We start from the raw sequence: 22,668 nt of genomic DNA, 5'->3' as shown, positions 1-22,668 counted from the left end.
GGCTGCTCAGGACCGCCTGCGACCGAGGTGCTTCCTGGTCCACTCGACGGCGTCGGCGTAGCGCGCCTCGGCGCCGTGCCGGGTCGGGGTGTAGTACTCGCGGTCCCGGACGGTGTCCGGGGCGTACTGCTGCTCGGCGATGCCCTCGGGCAGGTCGTGCGGATACACGTAGCCCTGGGCGTGGCCGAGCTTGGCGGCGCCCTTGTAGTGGCCGTCGCGCAGGTGCGGGGGCACCTGGCCGGCCAGTCCCTTGCGGACGTCCTCCAGGGCGGCGCCGATGGCGGTGGTCGCGGAGTTGGACTTGGGGGCCAGGGCGAGGGCGATGGTGGCGTGGCTGAGGGTGAGGGCGGCCTCGGGGAAGCCGATCATGGCGACGGCCTGGGCGGCGGCCACGGCTATGGGCAGGGCGTTCGGGTCGGCGAGGCCGATGTCCTCGCTGGCCGAGATCATCAGGCGGCGGGCGATGAACCGGGGGTCCTCGCCGGCCTCGATCATCCGGGCCAGGTAGTGCAGGGCCGCGTCCACGTCGGAGCCCCTGATGGACTTGATGAGGGCGCTGGCGACGTCGTAGTGCTGGTCGCCGTCACGGTCGTACTTGACCGCGGCCCGGTCGACGACCTCCTCCAGGGTCCGCAGCGCGATCTCCGTCTCGCCCTTGTCCAGGGCGGCGCCGGCGGCGGCCTCCAGGGCGGTCAGGGCCCGGCGGGCGTCGCCGCCGGCGATGCGCAGCAGGTGCTCCTCGGTGTCCGGCGGGAGGGTGACGGCCTCCTTGAGGCCGCGCTCGTCGGTGCGGGCCCGGCGCAGGAGCCCCCGGAGGTCGTCGTCGGTGAGCGGTTCGAGGGTGAGGAGCAGGGAGCGGGACAGCAGCGGGGAGATGACCGAGAAGTACGGGTTCTCCGTGGTGGCCGCGATGAGGGTGACCCAGCGGTTCTCGACCGCGGGGAGCAGGGAGTCCTGCTGGGCCTTGCTGAAGCGGTGGATCTCGTCGAGGAAGAGGACGGTCTCCTTGCCGTATCCCCCGGTGGCGCGGCGGGCGCCGTCGATGACCGCGCGGACCTCCTTGACCCCGGCGGTGATCGCGGAGAGTTCCACGAACCGCTTGTCGGTGGCCTTGGAGACGACGTACGCCAGGGTGGTCTTGCCGGTGCCGGGCGGCCCCCAGAGGATCACGGACGAGGGCCCGGCGGGACCGCCGCTGCCCTCGCCGACCAGTCTGCGCAGCGGGGATCCCGGCTTCAGCAGGTGCTGCTGGCCCACCACCTCGTCCAGCGAGCGCGGGCGCATCCGCACCGCCAGGGGGCTGCCGGACGGCTCCTTCTCCTGGCGTTCCTCTGCGGCTGCGGTGAACAGGTCGGGTTCCACGCTGAAACCCTAAATCACGCCACTGACAATCCCCGCCGGGCCGGTGGCCGGGCCGTCAGCTGGTCCAGAAGTCCCACCAGCGGGTCAGGACCAGCATGCCGATGATCCCGATGTGCAGGACCGGCAGCACCCAGGTGAACTCGCCGAAGAAGGACCTCAGCCAGTTCGGGGCCGGCAGGAAGCTCTTGCGGATGTTGAAGGAGGTCACGTACCAGAACATGGTGATCGTGGCGACCCAGGCCAGCGAGCACCACAGGCACAGCGCGTTGATCCGGTACAGGGACTGGAACTGCAGCCAGGTGCAGAAGGCGACACCGAAGAGCGTGCCGAAGTTGAAGGTGAGCCAGTACCAGCGTGGGAAGCGGGCGCGGGCCAGCAGGCTCACGCCGACGCAGATGACGATGCCGTAGCAGACCAGGCCGAGCATCGGGTTCGGGAAGCCGAAGGCGGCGGCCTGCTTGGACTGCATGACGCTGCCGCAGGAGACGACCGGGTTGAGGCTGCACCCGGGGGTGAAGGTCTTGCCCTCGACCTTGGCTTCCAGCAGCTTGAACTTGTCGATCGTGATGACCCACGCGGCCAGCAGCCCGGCGGCGCCCGTGATGATCAGCAGCAGGGCGAAGGCGAGACTGCCGCCCTCCGTACGGGGTGCCGCGGAGGTGTGCTCGGGCTCGGGTTCCGTGGAGACGTCCTTGACTGTCGTCTTGCTCATCACGCCGATTCCGTCTGTTTGAGAGTTGGAACTTCTTCGGGCAGGGGCCATTGTGCCGCACGGGGCGCCCTGTCCACCGTTCGGTGGACATAAGGAAGTACGCACGGTCGTCCCGGAACGCTCGGTTCTCCCCGACGCTCGGGGCATGACAGCACACGCGAACGAACTCGCGGTGGACGTCCGGGGGCTGCGCAAGCGGTACGGCGACGTGACCGCGGTGGACGGCATCGATCTGGGCATCCGGCGCGGCGAGGTGTTCGGCCTGCTCGGACCCAACGGGGCGGGCAAGAGCACCACGGTGGAGATCCTCCAGGGCAACCGGTCCCGGGACGCGGGCGAGGTCTCGGTCCTGGGCGCCGACCCGGCGACGGGCACGCGCGCGTGGCGGTCCCGGGTGGGAATCGTCTGGCAGGACGAATCGGCGCCCGCCGAGTTGACGGTCACCGAGACCGTACGGCATTTCGCGCACTACTACCCGCGGCCGCGCGACCCCGAGCAGGTCATCGGTCTGGTCGGTCTGGAGGCCAAGGCGGACAGCCGGATCAAGGCCCTGTCGGGCGGCCAGCGCCGCCGCCTGGACGTGGCGCTCGGTGTGATCGGGGATCCGGAGCTGCTGTTGCTTGACGAGCCGACGACCGGCTTCGACCCGGCCGCCAGGCGCCGCTTCTGGGACCTGATCCGGCTGCTCGCCGACGAGGGCACGACGATCCTCCTGACCACCCACTACCTGGAGGAGGCGGAGGCACTCGCCGACCGGCTGGCGATCGTCGCCCGGGGCCGGGTCGTCGCCGAGGGCGAGCCGGGGACGCTCCGGGACCGCCACGGCATCGGCGCCACCGTCGAGTGGACGGAACCGGACGGCACCGCGCGCGCGGAGCACACGGAGACCCCGACGAAGACGGTCGCCGCGCTCATGGGCCGCTTCGACGGCGAGATACCGGGGCTGCGGGTGAGCCGCCCCTCCCTGGAGGACGTCTACCTCCGCCTGACCGGACAGGAGGCCGCACGATGACCGCGCCGACCGCCGCGCCCGCGCGGACCCGTGACGACGCGGAACGCCTGCCGGGCGCCTGGACGACCGGACTGCGCCGGGGCGCCCTGGAGATCCGGCAGTTCTTCCGCCAGCGCGACCAGGTGGTCTTCACCTTCTCCTTCCCGGTCGTGTTCCTCTTCCTCTTCGCGTCGATCTTCCACGACGACGTCGAGGGCAGCGGGGTCACCGCCTCCCAGTTGTACGTGCCGGCCATGATGGCCTCGGGGATCATGTCGACGAGCTTCCAGTCGCTGGGCATCTCGATCGCGGTCGAACGCGACGAGAAGGTGCTGCGCCAGCTGCGCGGCACCCCGATGCCGCCGGCCGCGTACTTCCTGGGCAAGGTCTGGCTGGTCCTCTTCACGGGGATCCTCGAGACGGCGGTCCTGCTCGCCGTCGGCACCACCTGCTACGACGTCTCGCTGCCCGCTTCCGCGACGCGCTGGCTGGACTTCGCATGGATCTTCGTGCTCGGGCTGACCGGGTGCGCGCTGGTGGGCATCGCGGTCAGCTCGGTACCGAAGTCGGCGAAGAGCGCCAGCTCGGTGGTCGTACTCCCGTTCCTGGTCCTGCAGTTCATCTCCGGCGTCTACATCTCCATCGACACGATCCCCGGCTGGATGCTGGACATCGGCGCCCTGTTCCCGCTGAAGTGGCTGTGCCAGGGGCTGCGCGGGGTGTTCCTGCCCGACTCGGCGAAGGTCCTGGAGCAGGCGGGCTCCTGGGAGTTCGGCCGGGTCGCCCTGGTGCTGGCGGCCTGGTGCGTCGGAGGATTGGTGCTGTGTCTGCTGACCTTCCGCTGGACGAACCGACGCGACGGGTGACCCGATGGCGGGCGGCCCGTGACGAGCACGCCTGGGACCGCACCATCCGGGTCTGGGACGCGTACTTCGCTGTCGCCTGGGCGGCCACCCTGGCCTTCGTGCTCGGCGCGGAGCACGCGGGGGAGCCGGTCCGGGTCGTCGCGGCGCTGCTGCTCGTACCGCTGGTGCCCTGGTACACGGCGGTCGGGCGGGCGCTGATCCAGCAGGACGCGCCGGACGAGTCGCAGGCCGTGCGCTATCTGGCCGGGACGATGGCGCTGTTCCTGCCGTCGGCGGTGCTGGTCGGCGAGACGCGGCTGATGGCGTTCGCGCTGATTCCCCAGTGCTTCATGACTCTGCGGATGCGCAGGGCACTGATCGCGGTCACCGTGATCAACCTTGCTCCGGTGGTGGGCTGGGCGCTGCTGTGGCGCCCGCAGCCGGCGGACCTGTTCGCCAACTCCCTGTTCGCGGTGGTGACTCTGGTCTTCTCCGTGGTGATCGGCAGCTGGATCATCCGGATCATCGAGCAGAGCGCGGAACGGGCCGGGCTGATCGCGGAACTGGACGCGAGCCGGCACGAGGTCGCGCGGCTGTCGGCGGCGCACGGCGCGCTCGCCGAACGCGAACGCATGGCGCGCGAGATCCACGACACCCTCGCGCAGGGCTTCACCAGCCTGCTGATGCTGGTGCAGGCGGTGGAGGCGGAACTCGGCCACGATCTGCCGCAGGCCCGCCGGCACCTGGCCCTGATGGACCGGACGGCCAGGCAGAACCTCGCCGAGGCCCGCGCCCTCGTCGCCGGGGGCACACCCGCGGACCTGGCCGGGGCGTCGCTGCAGGACGCGCTGCGCCGGCTGGTCGACCGGCACGGAGCGGCCACGCTGGAGGTGACCGGCCCGGTACGGCCGCTGCCGGCCGGCGCCGAGGTGGTCGCCCTGCGCTCCTGCCAGGAGGGCCTGACCAACGCGCGCAAGCACGCGGGGAGTTCCGTGCCCGTCGCCATCCGCCTCAGTTACACGGACGAGGCGCTCACCGTCGCCGTCCACGACGACGGCCGCGGTTTCGACCCGGCCGCCGCGTGCTCCGGCTACGGTCTGGCGGGGCTGCGGGCCCGGGCCGCGGAGGCGGGCGGTACGGCGACGGTCCGCAGCGCGCCGGGCGACGGGACGACGGTGACGGTACGGCTGCCCCTCGGAGGGGGTCCGCTGTGATCCGGATCGTGCTCGCCGACGACCATCCCGTCGTACGGGAGGGACTGCGCGCGATGCTGAGCGCCGAGCCGGACCTGGAGGTGGTCGCCGACGCCTCCGACGGGCCGCGGGCGGAGGCGCTGGCGGCCGAACTCGACCCTGACATCGTGCTGATGGACCTGCGCATGCCGGGCGGCGGGGGCGTCGACTCGATCGGCCGCATGACCGAGGCGGGCCTGCGCTGCCGGGTCGTCGTGCTGACCACCTACGAGAACGACCGGGACATCCTGCGGGCGGTGGAGGCGGGCGCGGCGGGCTACCTGCTCAAGGACCTGCCCCGGAACGAACTGGCGGACGCGGTACGGGCCGCCGCGCGGGGCGAGACCGTGCTGGCCCCGTCGGTCGCGGCGCGGCTGGTGGACTCGCTCCGCACCCGGCCGGAGCGCCCGCGTCTGTCCGAGCGGGAGGTGGCGGTGCTGCGTCTGGTCGCCGAGGGCTGCACGAACGCGGAGGCGGGACGGCGGCTGTTCATCGGCGAGTCGACGGTGAAGACGCATCTGCTGCGGGCGTTCGCCAAGCTCGGGGTGGACGACCGGACCGCCGCGGTCACCTGCGCGATGCGGCTGGGCCTGCTGGAGTGAGGGGGCGGGCGGCCCCCTCACTCCGGGGGCTCAGCCCAGCCTCGACTCCAGCTCGGCCACGATCTCGTTCACGCCCACCGCGGTCTGCTCCCCGGACTCCATGTCCTTGAGCTGGACCACGCCCTCGGCGAGGTCGCGTTCGCCGGCGACGACCGCGTAGCGGGCCCCGCTGCGGTTGGCGTTCTTCATGGCGCCCTTGAGACCCTTGGCGCCGTAGGAAAAGTCCGCCGCGATGCCGACCCGGCGCATCTCCGTGACCTTCCCGAAGAGGACCCGGCGGGCCTCCTCGCCGAGCGGTACCGCGAAGACGCTGGTCGCCGAGGGGATGTCCAGCTCCACGCCCTCGGCCTCCAGGGCGAGGACCGTGCGGTCGACGCCCAGGGCCCAGCCGACGGACGGCAGCGCGGGGCCGCCGATCATCTCGGAGAGGCCGTCGTAGCGGCCGCCGCCGCCCACCGCGGACTGGGAGCCCAGGCCGTCGTGGACGAACTCGAAGGTGGTACGGGTGTAGTAGTCCAGGCCGCGGACCAGCTTCGGGTCGTCCTCGAAGGAGACGCCCGCGGCCGTGATCAGCTCGCGGACCTCCTCGTGGTACGCCTTGCACGCGTCGCACAGGTAGTCGCGCAGCAGGGGCGCGTCGCCGAGCTGCTTCTGGACCGACTCGCGCTTGTCGTCCAGGACGCGCAGCGGGTTGATCTCGGCGCGGCGCAGGGTGTCCTCGTCGAGGTCCAGGCCGCGCAGGAAGTCCTGGAGCGCGGCTCGGTACACCGGGCGGCACTCCTTGTCGCCCAGGCTGTTCAGCAGGATGCGGAAGTCGCTCAGGCCCAGCGAGCGGTACGCCTGGTCGGCCAGGATGATCAGCTCGGCGTCCAGGGCCGGGTCCTCCGCGCCGATCGCCTCGGCGCCGACCTGCGAGAAGTGGCGGTACCTGCCCTTCTGGGGGCGCTCGTAGCGGTAGTAGGAGCCGGAGTACCAGAGCTTGACGGGGAGGTTGCCCGTCTTGTGGAGGTTGGCCTCCAGGGCGGCGCGCAGCACGGAGGCGGTGCCCTCGGGGCGCAGCGCCAGCTTGTCGCCGCCCTTCGTCTCGAAGGCGTACATCTCCTTGGTGACGATGTCGGTGGACTCGCCGACACCGCGCGCGAACAGTTCGACGTTCTCGAAGCCGGGCGTCTCGATGTAGCCGTAGCCGGAGTTGCGCAGCGGCGCGGCGATCGCCTCACGGACGGCCAGGTACTTGGCGCTGTCCGGCGGGATCAGGTCGTACGTGCCCTTGGGGGCCTGAAAGGTGCTCACGGAAGGTCTCTCGTCACATTCCTCGTCGGGGAGCGGCATCGGCGTTCGCTCCCGGGCCGGCGGCCACCTGCCGCAGATACGGATTGGTGGCGCGCTCCTGGCCGATGGTCGTCTGGGGCCCGTGGCCGGACAGCACCACGGTGGAGTCGTCGAGCGGCAGGCACACGCGGGCCAGCGAGGCGAGCATGTCGTCCATGGAGCCGCCCGGCAGGTCCGTGCGTCCGATGGAGCCGGCGAAGAGCAGATCGCCCGAGAAGAAGACCGAGGGGATCTCGGCCGTCTCCGGCATCTGGAAGGTCACCGACCCCTTGGTATGGCCCGGCGCGTGCGCGACGGAGAACCCGAGTCCGGCCAGTTCCAGCCGCGCGCCGTCGGCCAGTTCGAACACGTCGTCCGGCTCCCCCACCGTCAGCTCGCCCATCAGCGGCATGCCGATGGACCGGCCGAGCGCCTTCTCCGGGTCGCTCATCATGTACCGGTCCTCGGGGTGGATCCAGGCCGGTACGTCGTGCGCTCCGCACACGGGGACGACCGAGGCCACATGATCGATGTGGCCGTGGGTGAGGACGACGGCGACGGGCTTGAGTCGATGCTTCCTCAGCGCTTCCTCGACACCTTCGGCGGCCTGGTGGCCGGGGTCGATGATCACGCACTCCTCACCGGCGGCGGGGGCGACGAGATAACAGTTCGTCCCCCAGGCCCCGGCGGGGAACCCGGCAATGAGCACGATCGTCCTTCGTTGTGTCGATTCGGGCGGCTACCAGCTGTGGTCCAGAGCCTACCGGCGCTGCCGTTTCCTCAGCGAACCCATATACGGTACGGGGCTACACGCAGTCGTCGGCTCACAAGACGCACAGCACGCACGCGTACCGGTCGGCATTCGACACGCATGAGGAGAGAACCCGGTGGTCAGCCAGGAGCAGCGGCGGCGTCAGCTCGCCCGGGAGAAGTTCTTGCGGCAGCAGCAGCGGCGTACCAGCGCACGGCGCAAGGCACGCATGCGCAACTCCGTGATCGCGTCCGTGCTGGGCGTGATCGTGATCGGCAGTGTCGCGCTGTACACGACCGGTGTGCTGAAGAACGATGACAAGGCCAACGCCAGCTCGGAGACGACGCCCAGCGCGACGCCCAGCGCCAGCAAGGCACCGGACCCGTGCGACAAGGCCGCGGCCGGCTCGGTGAAGAAGCTGAGCTGGAAGAAGGAGCCGGCGATGTCGATCGACACGTCGGCCGACTACACGATGAAGCTGGCGACCACGTGCGGTGACATCGGCATCGCGCTGAAGACGGCGGCCGCCCCGCACACGGTCAACTCGTTCGACTTCCTGGCCTCGAAGGGCTTCTTCGACCACACGAAGTGCCACCGGCTCACCACCAACGGCATCTACGTGCTCCAGTGCGGCGACCCGACGGGGACCGGCAGCGGCGGTCCCGGGTACACGATCCCGGACGAGAACCTGAAGGACAAAACCCTGAAGGGCGGTGTCTACCCGGCGGGTACGGTCGCGATGGCCAACACCGGCCAGAAGCACACCGGCGGCAGCCAGTTCTTCCTGGTCTACCAGGACAGCCAGTTGCCGGCCAGTTACACCCCGTTCGGCACGGTCGACGCGGCCGGAATGAAGGTCCTGAAGAAAATCGCGGCGGCGGGCGAGAACACCGGTCAGGGCGACGGAGCGCCCAACGCGACGGTCGTGATCAACAAGGCCACGGTCACCAAATCCTGAGCACCAACTGCGAAATTTCGGTCGCGCGGGATGCGGACAGGCCCCCCGCCGGTCGCCTATGTTGGCCGTGACGAAACTGTGGACGATGCCCGGGGGCGCTGAGGCCCTTCGCAGGCATCATGTGGAGGAGGCGCTGTGAGCAGCGACCCGTGGGGCCGCGTCGACGAGACGGGGACCGTGTACGTGCGTACGGCCGACGGCGAGCAGGTCGTCGGTTCCTGGCAGGCCGGCTCCCCTGAGGAGGCGTTGGCCTACTTCGAGCGCAAGTACGAGGGCCTGGTTGTCGAGATCGGCCTCCTCGAAAAGCGAGTACAGACCACCGACCTGTCCGCGAAGGACGCCCAGGTGGCCATCGACCACCTGCGGGAGCAGGTGGAGGCGCACCACGCGGTCGGTGACCTGGAGGCGCTCCGCAACCGGCTCGCGGAGCTGGTGAAGACCGTGGAGTCGCGTCGCGAGGAGCGCCGCGCGCAGCGTGCCAAGCAGTCCGACGAGGCCCGGCAGGCCAAGGAGGACCTGGTCGTCGAGGCGGAGCAGCTGGCCCAGTCCGACCAGTGGCGGTCCGCCGGTGAGCGGCTGCGGGCGCTGGTGGACACCTGGAAGGGTCTGCCGCGTCTCGACCGCAAGTCCGACGACGAGCTGTGGCACCGCTTCTCGCACGCCCGCTCGGCGTTCTCCAAGCGCCGCAAGGCGCACTTCGCGCAGCTCGACGCGCAGCGCGAGGACGCCCGCAAGGCCAAGGAGAAGCTGGTCGCCGAGGCCGAGTCGCTGTCCGGTTCCACGGACTGGGGCCCGACGGCCGCGCGCTACCGCGAGCTGATGTCGGAGTGGAAGGCGGCGGGCCGCGCGCAGCGCGAGCACGAGGACGACCTGTGGAACCGCTTCCGTGGCGCCCAGGACGTGTTCTTCGCGGCCCGTGGCTCGGCCTTCGCCGAGCGGGACGCGGAGCAGGTCGAGAACCTGAAGCTGAAGGAGGAGCTGGCCGCCGAGGCCGAGAAGCTCCTGCCGATCACCGACCTGAAGTCGGCGCGGTCCGCCTTCCGCTCGATCAACGAGCGCTGGGAGGCCATCGGCCATGTGCCGCGCGATGCCCGTCCGAAGGTCGAGGGCCGGATGCACACGGTCGACCGGGCCATCCAGGAGGCCGAGGAGACCGAGTGGCGCCGGACCAACCCGGAGGCCCGCGCGCGGGCCGCGGGTCTGACCGGCCAGCTGCAGGCCGCCGTGGACAAGCTGGAGGCGGGGATCGAGCAGGCCCGCGCCCAGGGCAACACGTCGAAGGCGGAGAAGCTCCAGCGTGAGCTGGAGGGCCGCCAGGCGCTCCTGGACCAGGCTCTGAAGGGCCTCCAGGAGTTCGGCGGCTAGTCGGTTCCACCCACGACGAGAGGGGCCCCGTACGTCGCGTACGGGGCCCCTCTCGTCGTGGGTCGCCGCCCGCTACGACCGGTTGCGCGCCGAGGTGACCCGGTAGACGTCGTAGACGCCCTCGACGCCCCGTACGGCCTTCAGGACGTGGCCCAGGTGCTTGGGGTCGCCCATCTCGAAGGTGAAGCGGGAGGTGGCCACCCGGTCGCGGGAGGTCTGCACGGCCGCGGAGAGGATGTTGACGTGCTGGTCGGACAGGACGCGGGTGACGTCCGACAGGAGCCGGGACCGGTCCAGAGCCTCGACCTGGATGGCGACCAGGAAGACCGAGGACTGGGTGGGCGCCCACTCGACGTCGAGGATGCGCTCGGGCTCCCGGGACAGTGACTCCACGTTGACGCAGTCGCTGCGGTGCACCGACACCCCGCTGCCACGCGTGACGAAGCCGATGATCGGGTCGCCGGGCACGGGGGTGCAGCAGCGGGCCAGCTTGACCCAGACGTCGTCGACGCCCTTCACGACCACACCGGGGTCCTGGTTGCTGCGCCGCTTGCGGCCGCGGGTACGGGACGGCGGGACCGCCTCGTCGATCTCCTCGGTGGCCGCCTCCTCGCCGCCGAGCGCCTGCACCAGCTTCTGCACGACGTTCTGCGCGGCCACATGGCCCTCGCCGATCGCCGCGTACAGCGAGGAGATGTCCGGGTAGCGCATCTCGTGCGCGAGGGTGACCAGCGAGTCACCGGTGAGGATGCGCTGGATCGGCAGGTTCTGCTTGCGCATCGCGCGGACGATGGCGTCCTTGCCCTGCTCGATCGCCTCGTCCCGGCGCTCCTTGGAGAACCAGCCCCGGATCTTGTTGCGGGCACGCGGTGACTTGACGAAGCCGAGCCAGTCCCGGGAGGGGCCGGCGCCGGTCGCCTTGGAGGTGAAGACCTCCACCAGGTCGCCGTTGTCCAGGGTCGATTCGAGCGGTACGAGTCTGCCGTTGACCCGGGCCCCTATGGTGCGGTGGCCGACCTCGGTGTGCACCGCGTACGCGAAGTCCACCGGGGTGGCACCGGCCGGGAGCGCTATGACGTCGCCCTTGGGCGTGAAGACGAAGACCTCGTTGCGGGACAGGTCGAACCGCAGGGACTCCAGGAACTCGCTGGGGTCCTCGGTCTCCTTCTGCCAGTCCAGCAACTGCCGCAGCCAGGCCATGTCGTTGAGGTGGTCGTCCTTGCCCTTGCCGGACGACTTCGGCACGTCGGTGCGGACCTTGGAGGCGCCGGCCACGGCCTCCTGCTTGTACTTCCAGTGCGCGGCGATGCCGTACTCGGCGCGGCGGTGCATGTCGAACGTGCGGATCTGGAGTTCGACGGGCTTGCCGTTGGGTCCGATGACCGTCGTGTGCAGCGACTGGTACATGTTGAACTTGGGCATCGCGATGTAGTCCTTGAAGCGCCCCGGAACCGGGTTCCAGCGCGCGTGGACGGTGCCCAGGGCCGCGTAGCAGTCGCGGACGGTGTCCACCAGGACGCGGATGCCCACCAGGTCGTAGATCTCCGCGAAGTCCCGGCCGCGGACGATCATCTTCTGGTAGACGCTGTAGTAGTGCTTGGGCCGGCCGGTGACGGTCGCCTTGATACGGGCGGCGCGCAGGTCGGACTGGACCTCGTCGGTCACTATGGCCAGGTACTCGTCGCGCTTGGGCGCCCGCTCGGCGACCAGGCGGACGATCTCGTCGTACATCTTGGGGTAGAGGATCGCGAACGCGAGGTCCTCCAGCTCCCACTTGATGGTGTTCATGCCCAGCCGGTGGGCGAGCGGCGCGTAGATCTCCAGGGTCTCGCGCGCCTTCTTCTCCTGCTTCTCGCGCTTGAGGTAGCGCATGGTGCGCATGTTGTGCAGCCGGTCGGCGAGCTTGATGACCAGGACGCGGGGGTCCTTGGCCATGGCGACGACCATCTTGCGCACGGTCTCGGCCTGCGCGGCCTCGCCGAACTTGACCTTGTCCAGCTTGGTGACGCCGTCGACGAGCAGCGTGACCACGTCGCCGAAGTCGCGGCGCAGGTCCTCCAGGCCGTACTCGGTGTCCTCGACGGTGTCGTGCAGCAGCCCGGCCATCAGGGTCGCCGGGTCCATGCCCAGCTCGGCGAGGATGGTGGTGACGGCGAGCGGGTGCGTGATGTACGGGTCGCCGCTCTTGCGCTTCTGGCCGCGGTGCCAGCGCTCGGCGACCTGGTAGGCGCGCTCGATCTGGCGCAGCGTGGCGTTCTCGATCTTGGGGTCGTTGCTGCGGACTATGCGCAGCAGCGGCTCCAGGACCGGGTTGTACGGGTTCGCGCGCTGGACGCCGAGGCGGGCCAGGCGGGCGCGGACGCGGTTGGAGGAGCCGGAGCGCGGGGGCGTGCCGGAGTTGGGGCGCACGGCCGGGCGCTCGGAGGACGGCGATCCCCCCGCCGGGGCGGAGTCCGGGCCGGGCGACGGTTTGGGGCGCGAGGTCTCGGCCGTCTTCTCGGCGGGCGCGGACTGGGCATGCTCGACCGGCCCACGAGTGTCGTTCTTCGTCTGAGACACGTTCTGCGCGGGCTTGGCCGCGGGCGCCGAGGCGGGCTCGGGCTTGGCGGCGGTCAGGGGCTGGGCCTCGTCTGGCAAGAGGGCTCCTCGTGCGCGATCCGGGTCCCCCGGTCAGGTTCCGGAGACCCCATGGTAGCGATCCTGGGCCATGTCATCCCCTGCGGGCCGGACCGAGGACCGTATACAGGAGAAACACGGGAGGCTGCCGAGGGATTCCAGCGGGGTGTCGAAAGCGTTGCGGGGTCCGCACACACGCGGACGGCCGCCCCCGGAAGGGGACGGCCGTCGTGGCGCTCGTACGGACGCTCAGACCTGGAGAAGGGCCTCCAGCGGCGCTCCGGCCAGGGCCGGCTCCAGGCGGGCGCGGCCGCCGAGGAAGCCGAGCTCCATCAGGACCGCGACACCGGCGACCTGGGCGCCGGCCCGGTGGATGAGCTGGATCGAGGCCTCGGCGGTGCCGCCGGTGGCCAGCACGTCGTCGACGATCAGAATCCGGTCGTCCTCGCCGAGGTCCTCGGCGTGCACCTCGATCTCGGCCGAGCCGTACTCCAGCTCGTAGGCCTGGCGCAGGGTGGCTCCGGGGAGCTTGCCCGCCTTGCGGACCGGGACGAAGCCGAGGCCCGCGCGGACGGCGACCGGGGCGCCCAGGATGAAGCCCCGGGCCTCCAGGCCGACGACCTTGGTGGCGCCGGTGCGCTCGGCGATCCCGGCGAGGGCGTCGGTGAGCGCGCTGAACGCGGCCGGGTCGGCCAGCAGCGGGGTGATGTCCTTGAACATCACGCCCTGCTCCGGGTAGTCCTCGACGTCCCGGATCCGGCTGAGCAGCAACTCCGTGATGTCTGCGAGCCCGGTCACCGGCGCTTCCCCGAGGGTCGGCCGCGGCCCCGGTTGGTGCGGGACGCGGGCTGGTTGCGCGGACCGACGACGGCCGGGGTGGCGTCCTCGGGCCCCTCGTCGCCCCGGGTGTCGGCCAGTTCGTCCTCGGCGGCGGCCTGCGCCCGCTTGGCGAGGACGCGCTTCTTCAGCGCCTTCATCTGCGGCTCGGCCTCCTTGAGGTCGGCGACGAGCGGCGTGGCGATGAAGATGGACGAGTAGGCACCGGCGGCGAGACCGACGAACAGCGACAGCGAGATGTCGTTGAGCGTGCCGGCGCCGAGGAAGCCGCCGCCGATGAACAGCAGGCCGGCGACCGGCAGCAGCGCGACGATCGTGGTGTTGATCGAACGGACCAGGGTGCCGTTGATCGACTGGTTGGCGATGTCGCTGTAGGTGAACCGGGTCTGCTTGGTGATGTCCTTCGTCTGCTCCTTGAGGCTGTCGAAGACGACGACCGTGTCGTAGAGCGAGTAACCGAGGATCGTCAGCAGACCGATGACCGTGCCGGGCGTGACCTCGAATCCGACCAGGGCGTAGATGCCGGTCGTGATGGTGATGTCGTGGATCAGCGCGACCAGGGCCGCGACCGCCATGCGCCACTCGAAGGCGATCGCCAGGTAGATGACCACCAGGACCATGAAGATCGCCAGGCCCTCCCAGGCCTTGTTGGCGATCTCGTCACCCCAGCTGGGGCCGACGAGGTCGGCGGCGATGGACTCCGGGTCCATCTTCATGTCCTTGGCCAGCGCGGTCTTGGTGCTGTCCGACTTGGCGGTGTCCATGCCCGCGATCTGGATGCGCAGACCGCCCGTGCCGAGCTTCTGCACGACCGCGTCGTGGCCCGAGGCCTCCTTCGCGTAGGTCTCCGCCTGGGCCACCGAGATGCTGGTCTTCGAGGTGGTGAAGACGGCGCCGCCCTGGAAGTCGATGCCCATGTTCAGACCGCGCACCGCCAGGCCGAGGATGGCCGTGATGGTGATCAGGATGGAGACGCCGTACCAGATCTTGCGCTTGCCGACGAAGTCGTAGCTGATCTCGCCGCGGTGGAGTCGGGCGCCGAGGTTGCCGAGTTTCGACATCGCTCACGCTTCCTTCGGGTCGACAGGGCCGGCGGGGCCGGCGGGACGGCGGGTGCGGCGCAGCGGGGGCTTGGCGCCCAGGCCCTTCGGGTCGAGCCCGGACCACTTGTGGCCGTTCGCGAAGAACTTGCGCCGGGCGAGCAGCGTCATCAGCGGCTTGGTGAAGAAGAAGACGACGACCACGTCGAGCACGGTGGTCAGACCGAGGGTGAACGCGAAGCCCTGGACCTTGCCGACGGTCACGATGAACAGCACGGCGGCGGCCAGGAACGACACGAAGTCGGAGACCAGGATGGTGCGCCGGGCGCGCGGCCAGGCCCGCTCGACGGCGGGGCGCAGGGTGCGGCCCTCGCGGATCTCGTCCCGGATCCGTTCGAAGAACACGATGAACGAGTCCGCGGTGATGCCGATCGCGACGATCGCACCGCAGACGGCCGGCAGGTTCAGCGCGAAGTGGATCGCCGGGCCGAGCAGCGCCATGATCACGTAGGTGAGGATCGCGGACACCATCAGCGAGGGGATCGCGACGACCGACAGGCCGCGGTAGAAGACCAGCAGGTAGATGATGACCAGGGCCAGGCCGATCGCGCCCGCGATCAGACCGGCGTGCAGCTGCTCGCCGCCGAGCGCGGCGGTGACGGTGGTGACGCTCTGCTCCTTGAAGGAGAGCGGGAGCGCGCCGTACGACAGCATGTTGGCGAGGCTCTGAGCCTCCGTCTGGGTGAAGCTGCCGGAGATCTCCGCCTGGCCGCCGGTGATGGACTGGCTGACGTACGGGCTGGAGACGACCTCGCCGTCCAGGACGATGCCGAACTCGTTCTGCGGCTGCTGGTTCTTGGCGAGTTCGGCGGTGATGTTCGCGAACTTCTTGCCGCCGCTGGAGTTGAAGGTCATCTGGACCTGCCAGCCGGCGGCGGTCTGCGTGTCGTAGACGGCCTGGGCCTTCTTGACCTCGGTGCCGTCGACGGCGGCCGGGCCGAGCACGTACTTGTACCAGACGCCGGAGATCTTGCCGCAGGCCACGGTGGAGTCGGTGGGCTTGGCGGCCTTGCCGGCGGTGGCGCGCTGGGCCGGCTTGGAGCAGTCCAGCGCGGTGTACTCGGCCTCCAGCTTGGTCGCCGCGGCGGAGGCGCTCGCGGAGGCCGAGGAGGACGCGGAGGGGCTCGCGGACGCGGACGGCGTGGAGTCGGCCTTCAGGGCGTCGGTGACGGCGCGGCCCTGCGAGGTGGCGGAGGACGACGGGGACGCGGAGGACGACCCGGTGGCCTTCTGGGACGCGCTGCTCGACGGGGACGCGCTCGGGGAGGCGCTGGAGCTGCCGCTGGAGGAGGCGCTCGGAGAAGCGCTCGCCGCGGCACCGGCGCTGGCCTCGCTGGCCAGGACCGGGCGGAAGTACAGCTTCGCGGTGGTGCCGACCTGCTGGCGGGCCTCCTCGGAGTTGGTGCCCTTGGGGATGTTGACGATGATGTTGCTCGTCCCCTGGGTCTGCACCTCCGCCTCGGACACACCGAGACCGTTGACACGGCGGTTCATGATCTCGACCGCGGTGTTCATGTTGGCCTTGTTGATCGCGTTCGGCTGGCCCGGCTCGTTGTGCGCCTGGAGCGTGATGCTCGTACCGCCGGCCAGGTCGATGCCGAGACGCGGAGTGGTGTGCCCCGAGGCGAACATCCCCCCGGTCAGCGCCGCGATGGCGATCAGGATGAGGGCCAGCGAGCGCCCTGGCTTGCTCTGGGCGCTCGCGCTCCGGCCCCTCTTAGGTGCTGCCACCTTCTCGTACTCCCTCTCGGGCCGCCGCGCGCCTGGTCGGCGGCCCGGTCGGCCATGACATGGTGTCGGGATCCCGTGCGGGAAACAGACGCGCCCGGGGTGCGGGATGCGCGCACGGCGCGCGCACCGCTCCCCGGGGCGTGACTACTTCGCGTCGGAGTCGCCGTCGGTCTTCTTCGGCTCTTCGCCTGCGTTCGCCTCGGTGGTCCCGGCCTCCTCGGCCTTGTCCTCGGCGTCCTTCCCGACCGTGTCGTCGGCGGCGTCCTTCTTACCGAGGTCGACGGCCTTGTCGTCGGAGGCGGCGGCAGCGTCGGCGGGCTCGTCGGTCTCGGTGAGGGAGGAGGCGTCGTCCGGGACGACGTCGGAGTCGGACTTCAGGTCGTGCTCGATGCCGTGCACGATGCGGTTGTACTCGTCGTCCGTGAGAACGGCGCCGATCGCGTTCTTCGCGAAGAGAAGGTCGACGCCCGGGCCGGCGTCGAGGAGGACGGTGTCCTCGCTGACTTCCTTGACCGTCGCGTACATGCCCCCGATCGTGCGGACACCGTTTCCGGGCTGGATCTCGTTCCGCATGTCTTTGGCCTGCTGCTGGCGCTTCCTGGTGGAGCGCGTCATCAGGAACATGGCCGCGATGAGGACGATGAACACGAGAAGAGGCAAGCTATTCACGGGACGGGGTTTCCTTCGCGCAGCCGCGGCGGTGAGCGGCCTGGATGATGGGGGTGTGGTCGGCGCCGCCCGCAAAGGCGGCATCGGCGGAGTCTAAGCGAGTCCGCGCGCATGGAACAACGTTCAGCATGGCACCTGGGTTCCTGCCCCGGCCAATGCCCCGCCGTCACGAAGCGATCACGTCTGCCGCCGGAGCCTGGCGGAGGACCGGCGGAGCCGTCAGCGGTGTCCGGCCGCTCCGCCGGGGCCGGGTCAGCTGTCGAAGAGGTCCTGCTGGCCGGTTCCGCCCGCCGCTCCGCGCGGAGCCGTCAGGCCCAGGTGCGCCCAGGCGGCGGGGGTCGCGACCCGGCCCCGCGGGGTGCGGGCGAGCAGGCCCTCGCGGACCAGGAAGGGCTCGGCGACCTCCTCGACCGTCTCGCGCTCCTCCCCCACCGCGACGGCGAGCGTCGAGAGGCCGACGGGGCCACCGCCGAACAGCTTGAGCAGCGCCTGGAGGACCGCGCGGTCGAGCCGGTCGAGGCCGCGTTCGTCCACCTCGTACACGGCGAGGGCCGCGTGCGCGATGTCGGGGGTGATCAGCCCGTCCGCCTTGACCTGCGCGTAGTCCCGGACGCGGCGCAGCAGCCGGTTGGCGATGCGGGGCGTGCCGCGGGAGCGGCCGGCGATCTCGGCGGCGCCGGCCGGCTCGATCTCGACGTCCAGCAGGTTCGCCGAGCGGTGCACGACCCGCTCCAGCTCGTGCGGCTCGTAGAACTCCATGTGCGCGGTGAAGCCGAAGCGGTCCCGCAGCGGCGGCGGCAGCAGGCCCGCCCGGGTGGTGGCGCCGACCAGGGTGAACGGGGGCAGTTCGAGGGGGATGGCGGTCGCGCCGGGGCCCTTGCCGACGATGACGTCGACCCGGAAGTCCTCCATCGCCATGTAGAGCATCTCCTCGGCGGGCCGCGACATGCGGTGGATCTCGTCGAGGAAGAGGACCTCGCCCTCCTGGAGGGAGGAGAGGATCGCGGCCAGGTCGCCGGCATGCTGGATGGCGGGGCCCGAGGTGATGCGGATGGGGGCGCCCATCTCGGCCGCGATGATCATCGAAAGGGTGGTCTTGCCCAGGCCCGGGGCGCCGGAGAGCAGCACGTGGTCGGCGGTGGCGCCCCGCGCGCGTGCGGCGCGCAGCACCAGGTCGAGCTGTTCGCGGACCTTCTCCTGACCGATGAACTCGCCCAGGTCCTTGGGGCGCAGCGCGGCCTCGACGGCCTGGTCCTCACGGTCGGCGACGGCGCCCACCAGCCGCTCCGCGTCGGCGCCGGTGTCGGTCGTGTCGTCCCAGTTCATAAGTGATGTGCCTCAGCGGTGGTGGGGGTCAGCGGGCGCGGTTGAGGGTCTGGAGGGCGGCCTTCAGCAGCTGGCCGACCTGCGGGGTGCCGCCCGCGGCCTCGGCCTGCGGGGCGACGGCGGTGACGGCCTCGTCGGCCTCCCGGGTCGCGTAGCCCAGGCCGATCAGGGCGGCGTGCAGCTGGTCGCGCCAGCCCTGGGTGACCGGGGCGCCGACCGCGGGGGCGCCGATGGGCTCGCCGAGCCGGTCCTTCAGTTCGAGGAGCAGCTTCTGCGCGCCCTTCTTGCCGATGCCGGGGACGGCGATGAGTGCCTTCTCGTCGCCCGTGGCGACCGCGCGGCGCAGCGCGTCCGGGCTGTGCACGGCGAGCATCGCCTGCGCGAGCCGGGGGCCGACACCGCTCGCCGTCTGGAGCAGTTCGAAGACCTGGCGCTCGTCGTCGTCCACGAAGCCGTACAGGGTGAGCGAGTCCTCCCGCACGACCAGTGAGGTGGCGAGCTTGGTCTGCTGGCCCATCCGCAGCCCGGACAGGGTGTTGGGCGAGCACTGGACGGCGATGCCGATCCCTCCGACCTCGACGACCGCGGAGTCCGGGGCGAGGGCGGCGACCGGGCCGCTGACGAAGGCGATCATGCCGTACGGCCTTTCGTTGCGTTGGCGGTGTGCAGGGCGACGGCCTGCTGGAGTCGGTTCTGGGCCGGGGCGCGCCAGATGTGGCAGATGGCGAGCGCGAGGGCGTCGGCGGCGTCGGCGGGCTTGGGCGGGGCGCTGAGCCGGAGCAGCCGGGTCACCATGGCGCCGACCTGGGCCTTGTCCGCGCGTCCCGAACCGGTGACGGCGGCCTTGACCTCGCTGGGGGTGTGCAGGGCGACGGGGATGCCCCGGCGGGCGGCGCACAGCATGGCGACGGCGCTGGCCTGGGCGGTGCCCATCACGGTCCGTACGTTGTGCTGGCTGAACACCCGCTCCACGGCGACGAATTCGGGCCGGTGCTCGTCCAGCCACTGTTCGATGCCCTGCTCGATGGCGACGAGTCGACGGCCGAGTTCGGCGTCCGCGGGCGTCCGTACGACCCCCACGCCCACCATGGTGAGGGGCCGTCCGGCGACGCCCTCGACGACCCCGACACCGCACCGGGTCAGCCCGGGGTCCACCCCCAGTACGCGCACGCGCCCCCTCCTTAGGTCACCTGTTTGTGCAGGCTATCCGGTACCACCGACAACGGCCGACACGACGAAGGGCCGACGGGTGTGTCCCGTCGGCCCGTTCGGTCCGTCAGCCCGCGGCGGCGTTACGCGTCGACCTTCTCCATGACCTCGTCGCTGACGTCGAAGTTGGCGAAGACGTTCTGCACGTCGTCGCTGTCCTCGAGCGCGTCGATCAGCTTGAAGATCTTCTTGGCGCCTTCCTCGTCCAGCTCGACCTGCATGGTCGGGACGAAGTTGGCCTCGGCGGAGTCGTAGTCGATCCCGGAGTCCTGGAGGGCGGTGCGGACGGCGACCAGGTCGGTGGCCTCGCTGAGCACCTCGAAGGACTCGCCCAGGTCGTTGACCTCCTCGGCACCCGCGTCCAGGACGGCGCCGAGGACGTCGTCCTCGGACAGCTCGCCCTTGGGGACGATCACGACGCCCTTGCGGTTGAAGAGGTACGACACCGAGCCGGGGTCGGCCATGGAGCCGCCGTTGCGGGTCATGGCGACGCGCACGTCGGAGGCGGCGCGGTTGCGGTTGTCGGTGAGGCACTCGATGAGCACCGCGACGCCGTTCGGGCCGTAGCCCTCGTACATGATCGTCTCGTAGTCGGCGCCGCCGGCCTCGAGGCCACCGCCGCGCTTGACCGCGGAGTCGATGTTCTTGTTCGGGACCGACTGCTTCTTCGCCTTCTGGATGGCGTCGTAGAGCGTCGGGTTGCCCTCGATGTCGACGCCGCCCATCCGGGCCGCGACCTCGATGTTCTTGATCAGCTTCGCGAAGAGCTTGCCGCGCTTGGCATCGATCACGGCCTTCTTGTGCTTCGTCGTAGCCCATTTAGAGTGGCCGGACATCTGCCTGTCTCCTTCGCGTAACCCATCCAACAACGAACGCCAGAGATCCTACTAGGACTCCGTTGCCCGGTTCGCGTGCACCATGTCGACGAACAGGGCGTGCACGCGGTGGTCACCGGTCAGTTCCGGGTGGAACGACGTGGCGAGCGCGTTGCCCTGGCGGACCGCGACGATGTGGCCGCCGTGCTCGGCGAGCACCTCGACGTCGGCGCCCACGGACTCGACCCAGGGGGCGCGGATGAACACGCCCTCTACAGGATCGCCGTCGATCCCGCGCACGTCGACCGCCGACTCGAACGACTCGTTCTGCCGTCCGAAGGCGTTGCGGCGCACGATCATGTCGATGCCGCCGACGGTCTCCTGGCCCGAGCGCGGGTCGAGGATCTTGTCGGCGAGCATGATCATGCCCGCGCAGGTGCCGTAGACGGGCAGGCCGGCCCGCACGCGCGCGCGGAGGGGTTCCAGCACGCCGAACAGGGCGGCCAGCTTGGAGATGGTGGTGGACTCGCCGCCGGGTATGACCAGGCCGTCCACCTCGGCGAGTTCCTCGGGGCGCCTGACCGGCCTGGCCACGGCGTCGGCCGCGGCCAGGGCCACGAGGTGCTCCCGGACGTCACCCTGGAGTGCGAGCACTCCGATCACGGGAGTGGTCATCGCTGGTTACCAGCCCCGGTTCGCGTAACGCTCGGTCTCGGGGAGGGTGTCGCAGTTGATGCCGACCATGGCCTCGCCGAGGTCGCGGGACGCGTCCGCGATGATCTTCGGGTCGTCGTAGAAGGTGGTCGCCTTGACGATGGCGGCGGCGCGCTTGGCCGGGTCGCCCGACTTGAAGATGCCGGAGCCGACGAAGACGCCCTCGGCGCCGAGCTGGCGCATCAGGGCGGCGTCGGCCGGGGTGGCGACGCCACCGGCGGAGAACAGCACGACCGGGAGCTTGCCGAGCTCGGCGACCTCCTTGACCAGCTCGTAGGGGGCGCGCAGCTCCTTGGCGGCGGCGTACAGCTCGTTGTTGTCGCAGCCGCGCAGCTTGGCGATCTCGCCCTTGATCTGGCGCAGGTGGCGGACGGCCTCCACGACGTTGCCGGTGCCGGCCTCGCCCTTGGAGCGGATCATGGCCGCGCCCTCGGCGATGCGGCGCAGGGCCTCGCCGAGGTTGGTGGCGCCGCAGACGAAGGGGGTGGTGAACGCCCACTTGTCGGAGTGGTTGACCTCGTCGGCCGGGGTGAGGACCTCGGACTCGTCGATGTAGTCGACGCCGAGGGACTGGAGGACCTGGGCCTCGACGAAGTGGCCGATGCGGGACTTGGCCATGACCGGGATGGAGACGGCCTCGATGATGCCTTCGATCATGTCCGGGTCGGACATCCGGGCCACGCCGCCGTCCTTGCGGATGTCGGCCGGGACCCGCTCCAGGGCCATGACGGCGACGGCGCCCGCGTCCTCGGCGATCTTCGCCTGCTCCGGCGTGACGACGTCCATGATCACGCCGCCCTTGAGCTGCTCGGCCATGCCGCGCTTCACGCGGGCGGTGCCGGTCTCGGGGGCCTGGTTGTCGGTGGTGGACACGGGTGACCTCACTCGCTGAAAGAGGGTTTCTTCAGAAACCGAGGAAACGCGAGCGGACCAGTCCACAGCAAGGGCCAATGGGAAGGGCGTGGATCCTTTTGCCGGCTAGGCGGCGCGGTCCGCCAGGGCGGTGGGCGGTTCATCGTCCATCTCGAAGGCCATCGGGAAGGGGGCGTGTCCGGCCAGCCGGAACCAGCGGACCTTGCGGTGTTCGCGCAGCCGGCGGGCCGCGCCGACGGCGTCGTTGTGGAACCGGCGGGCCATCGGCACCCGGCGTACGGCCTCGCCCAGCTCGGACGCGGCCGCCTCGCCGCCGGGTGCCTCGCGGACCTCCTCCACCTGCTGAGGCTCCTCGAAGACCACGCGCAGCGCCTGGCTCAGCTCGCTCTCCGCGACCTCCCGCTGCTCCTCCTCGGCCTGCCGGGCGGCGTGCGCGGCCTCGTAGAGCACGATCGAGGCGGCCGGATCCAGCACCCCCGAGGTCGCCAGCTCCTGGGCCACGGAGGCACGCCGCAGCAACTGGGCGTCGAGGGCCGCGCGAGCGGCGTCGATACGGGAGTGCAGCCGGTCGAGCCGCCCCGCGGTCCAGCTCAGGTAGAGGCCGATCACCACGAGAACAGCGAGGATCCAGATGAGCGTTGCGGTCACG

22 protein-coding genes are annotated in these 22,668 nt (G+C 70.7%); 6 read left to right on the top strand and 16 right to left on the bottom strand.

From position 1 onward, the window contains the following. Nucleotides 1-6: 6 nt before the first annotated feature. Both MB828_RS29585 and MB828_RS29580 read right to left on the bottom strand, forming a co-directional pair. Nucleotides 7-1,362: a replication-associated recombination protein A gene (locus MB828_RS29585; RefSeq protein WP_133026007.1), complete on the bottom strand. Its 1,356-nt coding sequence runs from the start codon at nucleotides 1,360-1,362 to the stop codon at nucleotides 7-9. Nucleotides 1,363-1,417: 55 nt separating this feature from the next. After that, nucleotides 1,418-2,074: a vitamin K epoxide reductase family protein gene (locus tag MB828_RS29580; RefSeq protein WP_301650848.1), complete on the bottom strand. Its 657-nt coding sequence runs from the start codon at nucleotides 2,072-2,074 to the stop codon at nucleotides 1,418-1,420. Between the two features lie 145 nt (nucleotides 2,075-2,219). Here MB828_RS29580 and MB828_RS29575 point away from each other — a divergent pair, with 145 nt between their 5' ends. The 4 genes from MB828_RS29575 to MB828_RS29560 are packed head-to-tail and all read left to right on the top strand — an operon-like array spanning nucleotide 2,220 to nucleotide 5,744. Next, the gene (locus tag MB828_RS29575) at nucleotides 2,220-3,086 is read left to right on the top strand and encodes an ABC transporter ATP-binding protein (RefSeq protein WP_301650847.1); all 867 of its coding nucleotides are present in this window, start codon (nucleotides 2,220-2,222) and stop codon (nucleotides 3,084-3,086) included. Next, entirely contained in the window at nucleotides 3,083-3,931 is an 849-nt protein-coding gene (locus MB828_RS29570) for an ABC transporter permease (protein WP_301650846.1), read from the top strand. Before MB828_RS29575 ends, MB828_RS29570 begins: the two co-directional genes overlap by 4 nt. Further along, nucleotides 3,889-5,124: a sensor histidine kinase gene (locus MB828_RS29565; protein WP_301650845.1), complete on the top strand. Its 1,236-nt coding sequence runs from the start codon at nucleotides 3,889-3,891 to the stop codon at nucleotides 5,122-5,124. The genes MB828_RS29570 and MB828_RS29565 overlap by 43 nt, the downstream gene beginning before the upstream one ends. Then, the gene (locus MB828_RS29560; RefSeq protein WP_301650844.1) at nucleotides 5,121-5,744 is read left to right on the top strand and encodes a response regulator; all 624 of its coding nucleotides are present in this window, start codon (nucleotides 5,121-5,123) and stop codon (nucleotides 5,742-5,744) included. The genes MB828_RS29565 and MB828_RS29560 overlap by 4 nt, the downstream gene beginning before the upstream one ends. Before the next feature lie 30 nt (nucleotides 5,745-5,774). Here MB828_RS29560 and hisS read toward each other — a convergent pair whose 3' ends face one another. Together hisS and MB828_RS29550 are read right to left on the bottom strand one after the other, a co-directional pair. After that, nucleotides 5,775-7,037: a histidine--tRNA ligase gene (gene hisS, locus MB828_RS29555; RefSeq protein ID WP_301650843.1), complete on the bottom strand. Its 1,263-nt coding sequence runs from the start codon at nucleotides 7,035-7,037 to the stop codon at nucleotides 5,775-5,777. A 13-nt stretch (nucleotides 7,038-7,050) separates the two neighbouring features. Next, complete coding sequence (locus tag MB828_RS29550; protein ID WP_133026000.1) at nucleotides 7,051-7,764, bottom strand: MBL fold metallo-hydrolase; 714 nt, start codon at nucleotides 7,762-7,764, stop codon at nucleotides 7,051-7,053. A gap of 178 nt (nucleotides 7,765-7,942) precedes the next feature. On the opposite strand from MB828_RS29550, the gene MB828_RS29545 reads away from it, so the two are divergent. Both MB828_RS29545 and MB828_RS29540 read left to right on the top strand, forming a co-directional pair. Then, on the top strand, nucleotides 7,943-8,764 hold the full coding sequence (locus MB828_RS29545) for a peptidylprolyl isomerase (RefSeq protein ID WP_301650842.1): 822 nt from the start codon (nucleotides 7,943-7,945) through the stop codon (nucleotides 8,762-8,764). Nucleotides 8,765-8,899: 135 nt separating this feature from the next. Beyond that, on the top strand, nucleotides 8,900-10,129 hold the full coding sequence (locus MB828_RS29540; protein WP_301650841.1) for a DUF349 domain-containing protein: 1,230 nt from the start codon (nucleotides 8,900-8,902) through the stop codon (nucleotides 10,127-10,129). Nucleotides 10,130-10,201: 72 nt separating this feature from the next. Here MB828_RS29540 and MB828_RS29535 read toward each other — a convergent pair whose 3' ends face one another. From MB828_RS29535 to MB828_RS29480, 12 genes are all read right to left on the bottom strand, one after another. Next, entirely contained in the window at nucleotides 10,202-12,766 is a 2,565-nt protein-coding gene (locus tag MB828_RS29535; RefSeq protein ID WP_133025997.1) for a RelA/SpoT family protein, read from the bottom strand. Nucleotides 12,767-12,994: 228 nt separating this feature from the next. Continuing rightward, nucleotides 12,995-13,543, bottom strand: a complete 549-nt coding sequence (locus MB828_RS29530) for an adenine phosphoribosyltransferase (protein WP_301650840.1) — start codon at nucleotides 13,541-13,543, stop codon at nucleotides 12,995-12,997. After that, nucleotides 13,540-14,643, bottom strand: coding sequence for a protein translocase subunit SecF (secF, locus tag MB828_RS29525; protein ID WP_133025995.1), 1,104 nt, complete (start codon nucleotides 14,641-14,643; stop codon nucleotides 13,540-13,542). The genes MB828_RS29530 and secF overlap by 4 nt, the downstream gene beginning before the upstream one ends. Nucleotides 14,644-14,646: 3 nt before the next feature. Continuing rightward, entirely contained in the window at nucleotides 14,647-16,413 is a 1,767-nt protein-coding gene (gene secD, locus MB828_RS29520; protein WP_301650839.1) for a protein translocase subunit SecD, read from the bottom strand. A gap of 144 nt (nucleotides 16,414-16,557) precedes the next feature. After that, on the bottom strand, nucleotides 16,558-17,082 hold the full coding sequence (yajC, locus tag MB828_RS29515; protein WP_301650838.1) for a preprotein translocase subunit YajC: 525 nt from the start codon (nucleotides 17,080-17,082) through the stop codon (nucleotides 16,558-16,560). 252 nt (nucleotides 17,083-17,334) lie between these two features. Next, a complete protein-coding gene (gene ruvB, locus MB828_RS29510; RefSeq protein WP_301650837.1) occupies nucleotides 17,335-18,408 on the bottom strand; it encodes a Holliday junction branch migration DNA helicase RuvB in 1,074 nt (357 codons plus the stop codon). Between the two features lie 28 nt (nucleotides 18,409-18,436). After that, nucleotides 18,437-19,042, bottom strand: a complete 606-nt coding sequence (gene ruvA, locus MB828_RS29505; RefSeq protein WP_301650836.1) for a Holliday junction branch migration protein RuvA — start codon at nucleotides 19,040-19,042, stop codon at nucleotides 18,437-18,439. Continuing rightward, nucleotides 19,039-19,578 (bottom strand): crossover junction endodeoxyribonuclease RuvC, encoded by a 540-nt coding sequence (ruvC, locus tag MB828_RS29500; RefSeq protein ID WP_133025989.1) that lies wholly within the window; start codon nucleotides 19,576-19,578, stop codon nucleotides 19,039-19,041. The genes ruvA and ruvC overlap by 4 nt, the downstream gene beginning before the upstream one ends. A 122-nt stretch (nucleotides 19,579-19,700) precedes the next feature. After that, nucleotides 19,701-20,453, bottom strand: coding sequence for a YebC/PmpR family DNA-binding transcriptional regulator (locus tag MB828_RS29495; RefSeq protein ID WP_133025988.1), 753 nt, complete (start codon nucleotides 20,451-20,453; stop codon nucleotides 19,701-19,703). A 51-nt stretch (nucleotides 20,454-20,504) separates the two neighbouring features. After that, nucleotides 20,505-21,107 (bottom strand): pyridoxal 5'-phosphate synthase glutaminase subunit PdxT, encoded by a 603-nt coding sequence (pdxT, locus tag MB828_RS29490; protein WP_133025987.1) that lies wholly within the window; start codon nucleotides 21,105-21,107, stop codon nucleotides 20,505-20,507. Between the two features lie 6 nt (nucleotides 21,108-21,113). Next, on the bottom strand, nucleotides 21,114-22,019 hold the full coding sequence (gene pdxS, locus MB828_RS29485; RefSeq protein ID WP_133025986.1) for a pyridoxal 5'-phosphate synthase lyase subunit PdxS: 906 nt from the start codon (nucleotides 22,017-22,019) through the stop codon (nucleotides 21,114-21,116). 105 nt (nucleotides 22,020-22,124) lie between these two features. Then, nucleotides 22,125-22,667 (bottom strand): membrane protein, encoded by a 543-nt coding sequence (locus tag MB828_RS29480; protein WP_046726607.1) that lies wholly within the window; start codon nucleotides 22,665-22,667, stop codon nucleotides 22,125-22,127. Between the last annotated feature and the right edge of the window lies 1 nt (nucleotide 22,668).

Source organism: Streptomyces arenae (assembly GCF_022343545.1).
Classification (GTDB): Bacteria; Actinomycetota; Actinomycetes; order Streptomycetales; family Streptomycetaceae; genus Streptomyces; species Streptomyces humi.
This window is presented reverse-complemented; position numbering and strand designations above follow the sequence as displayed.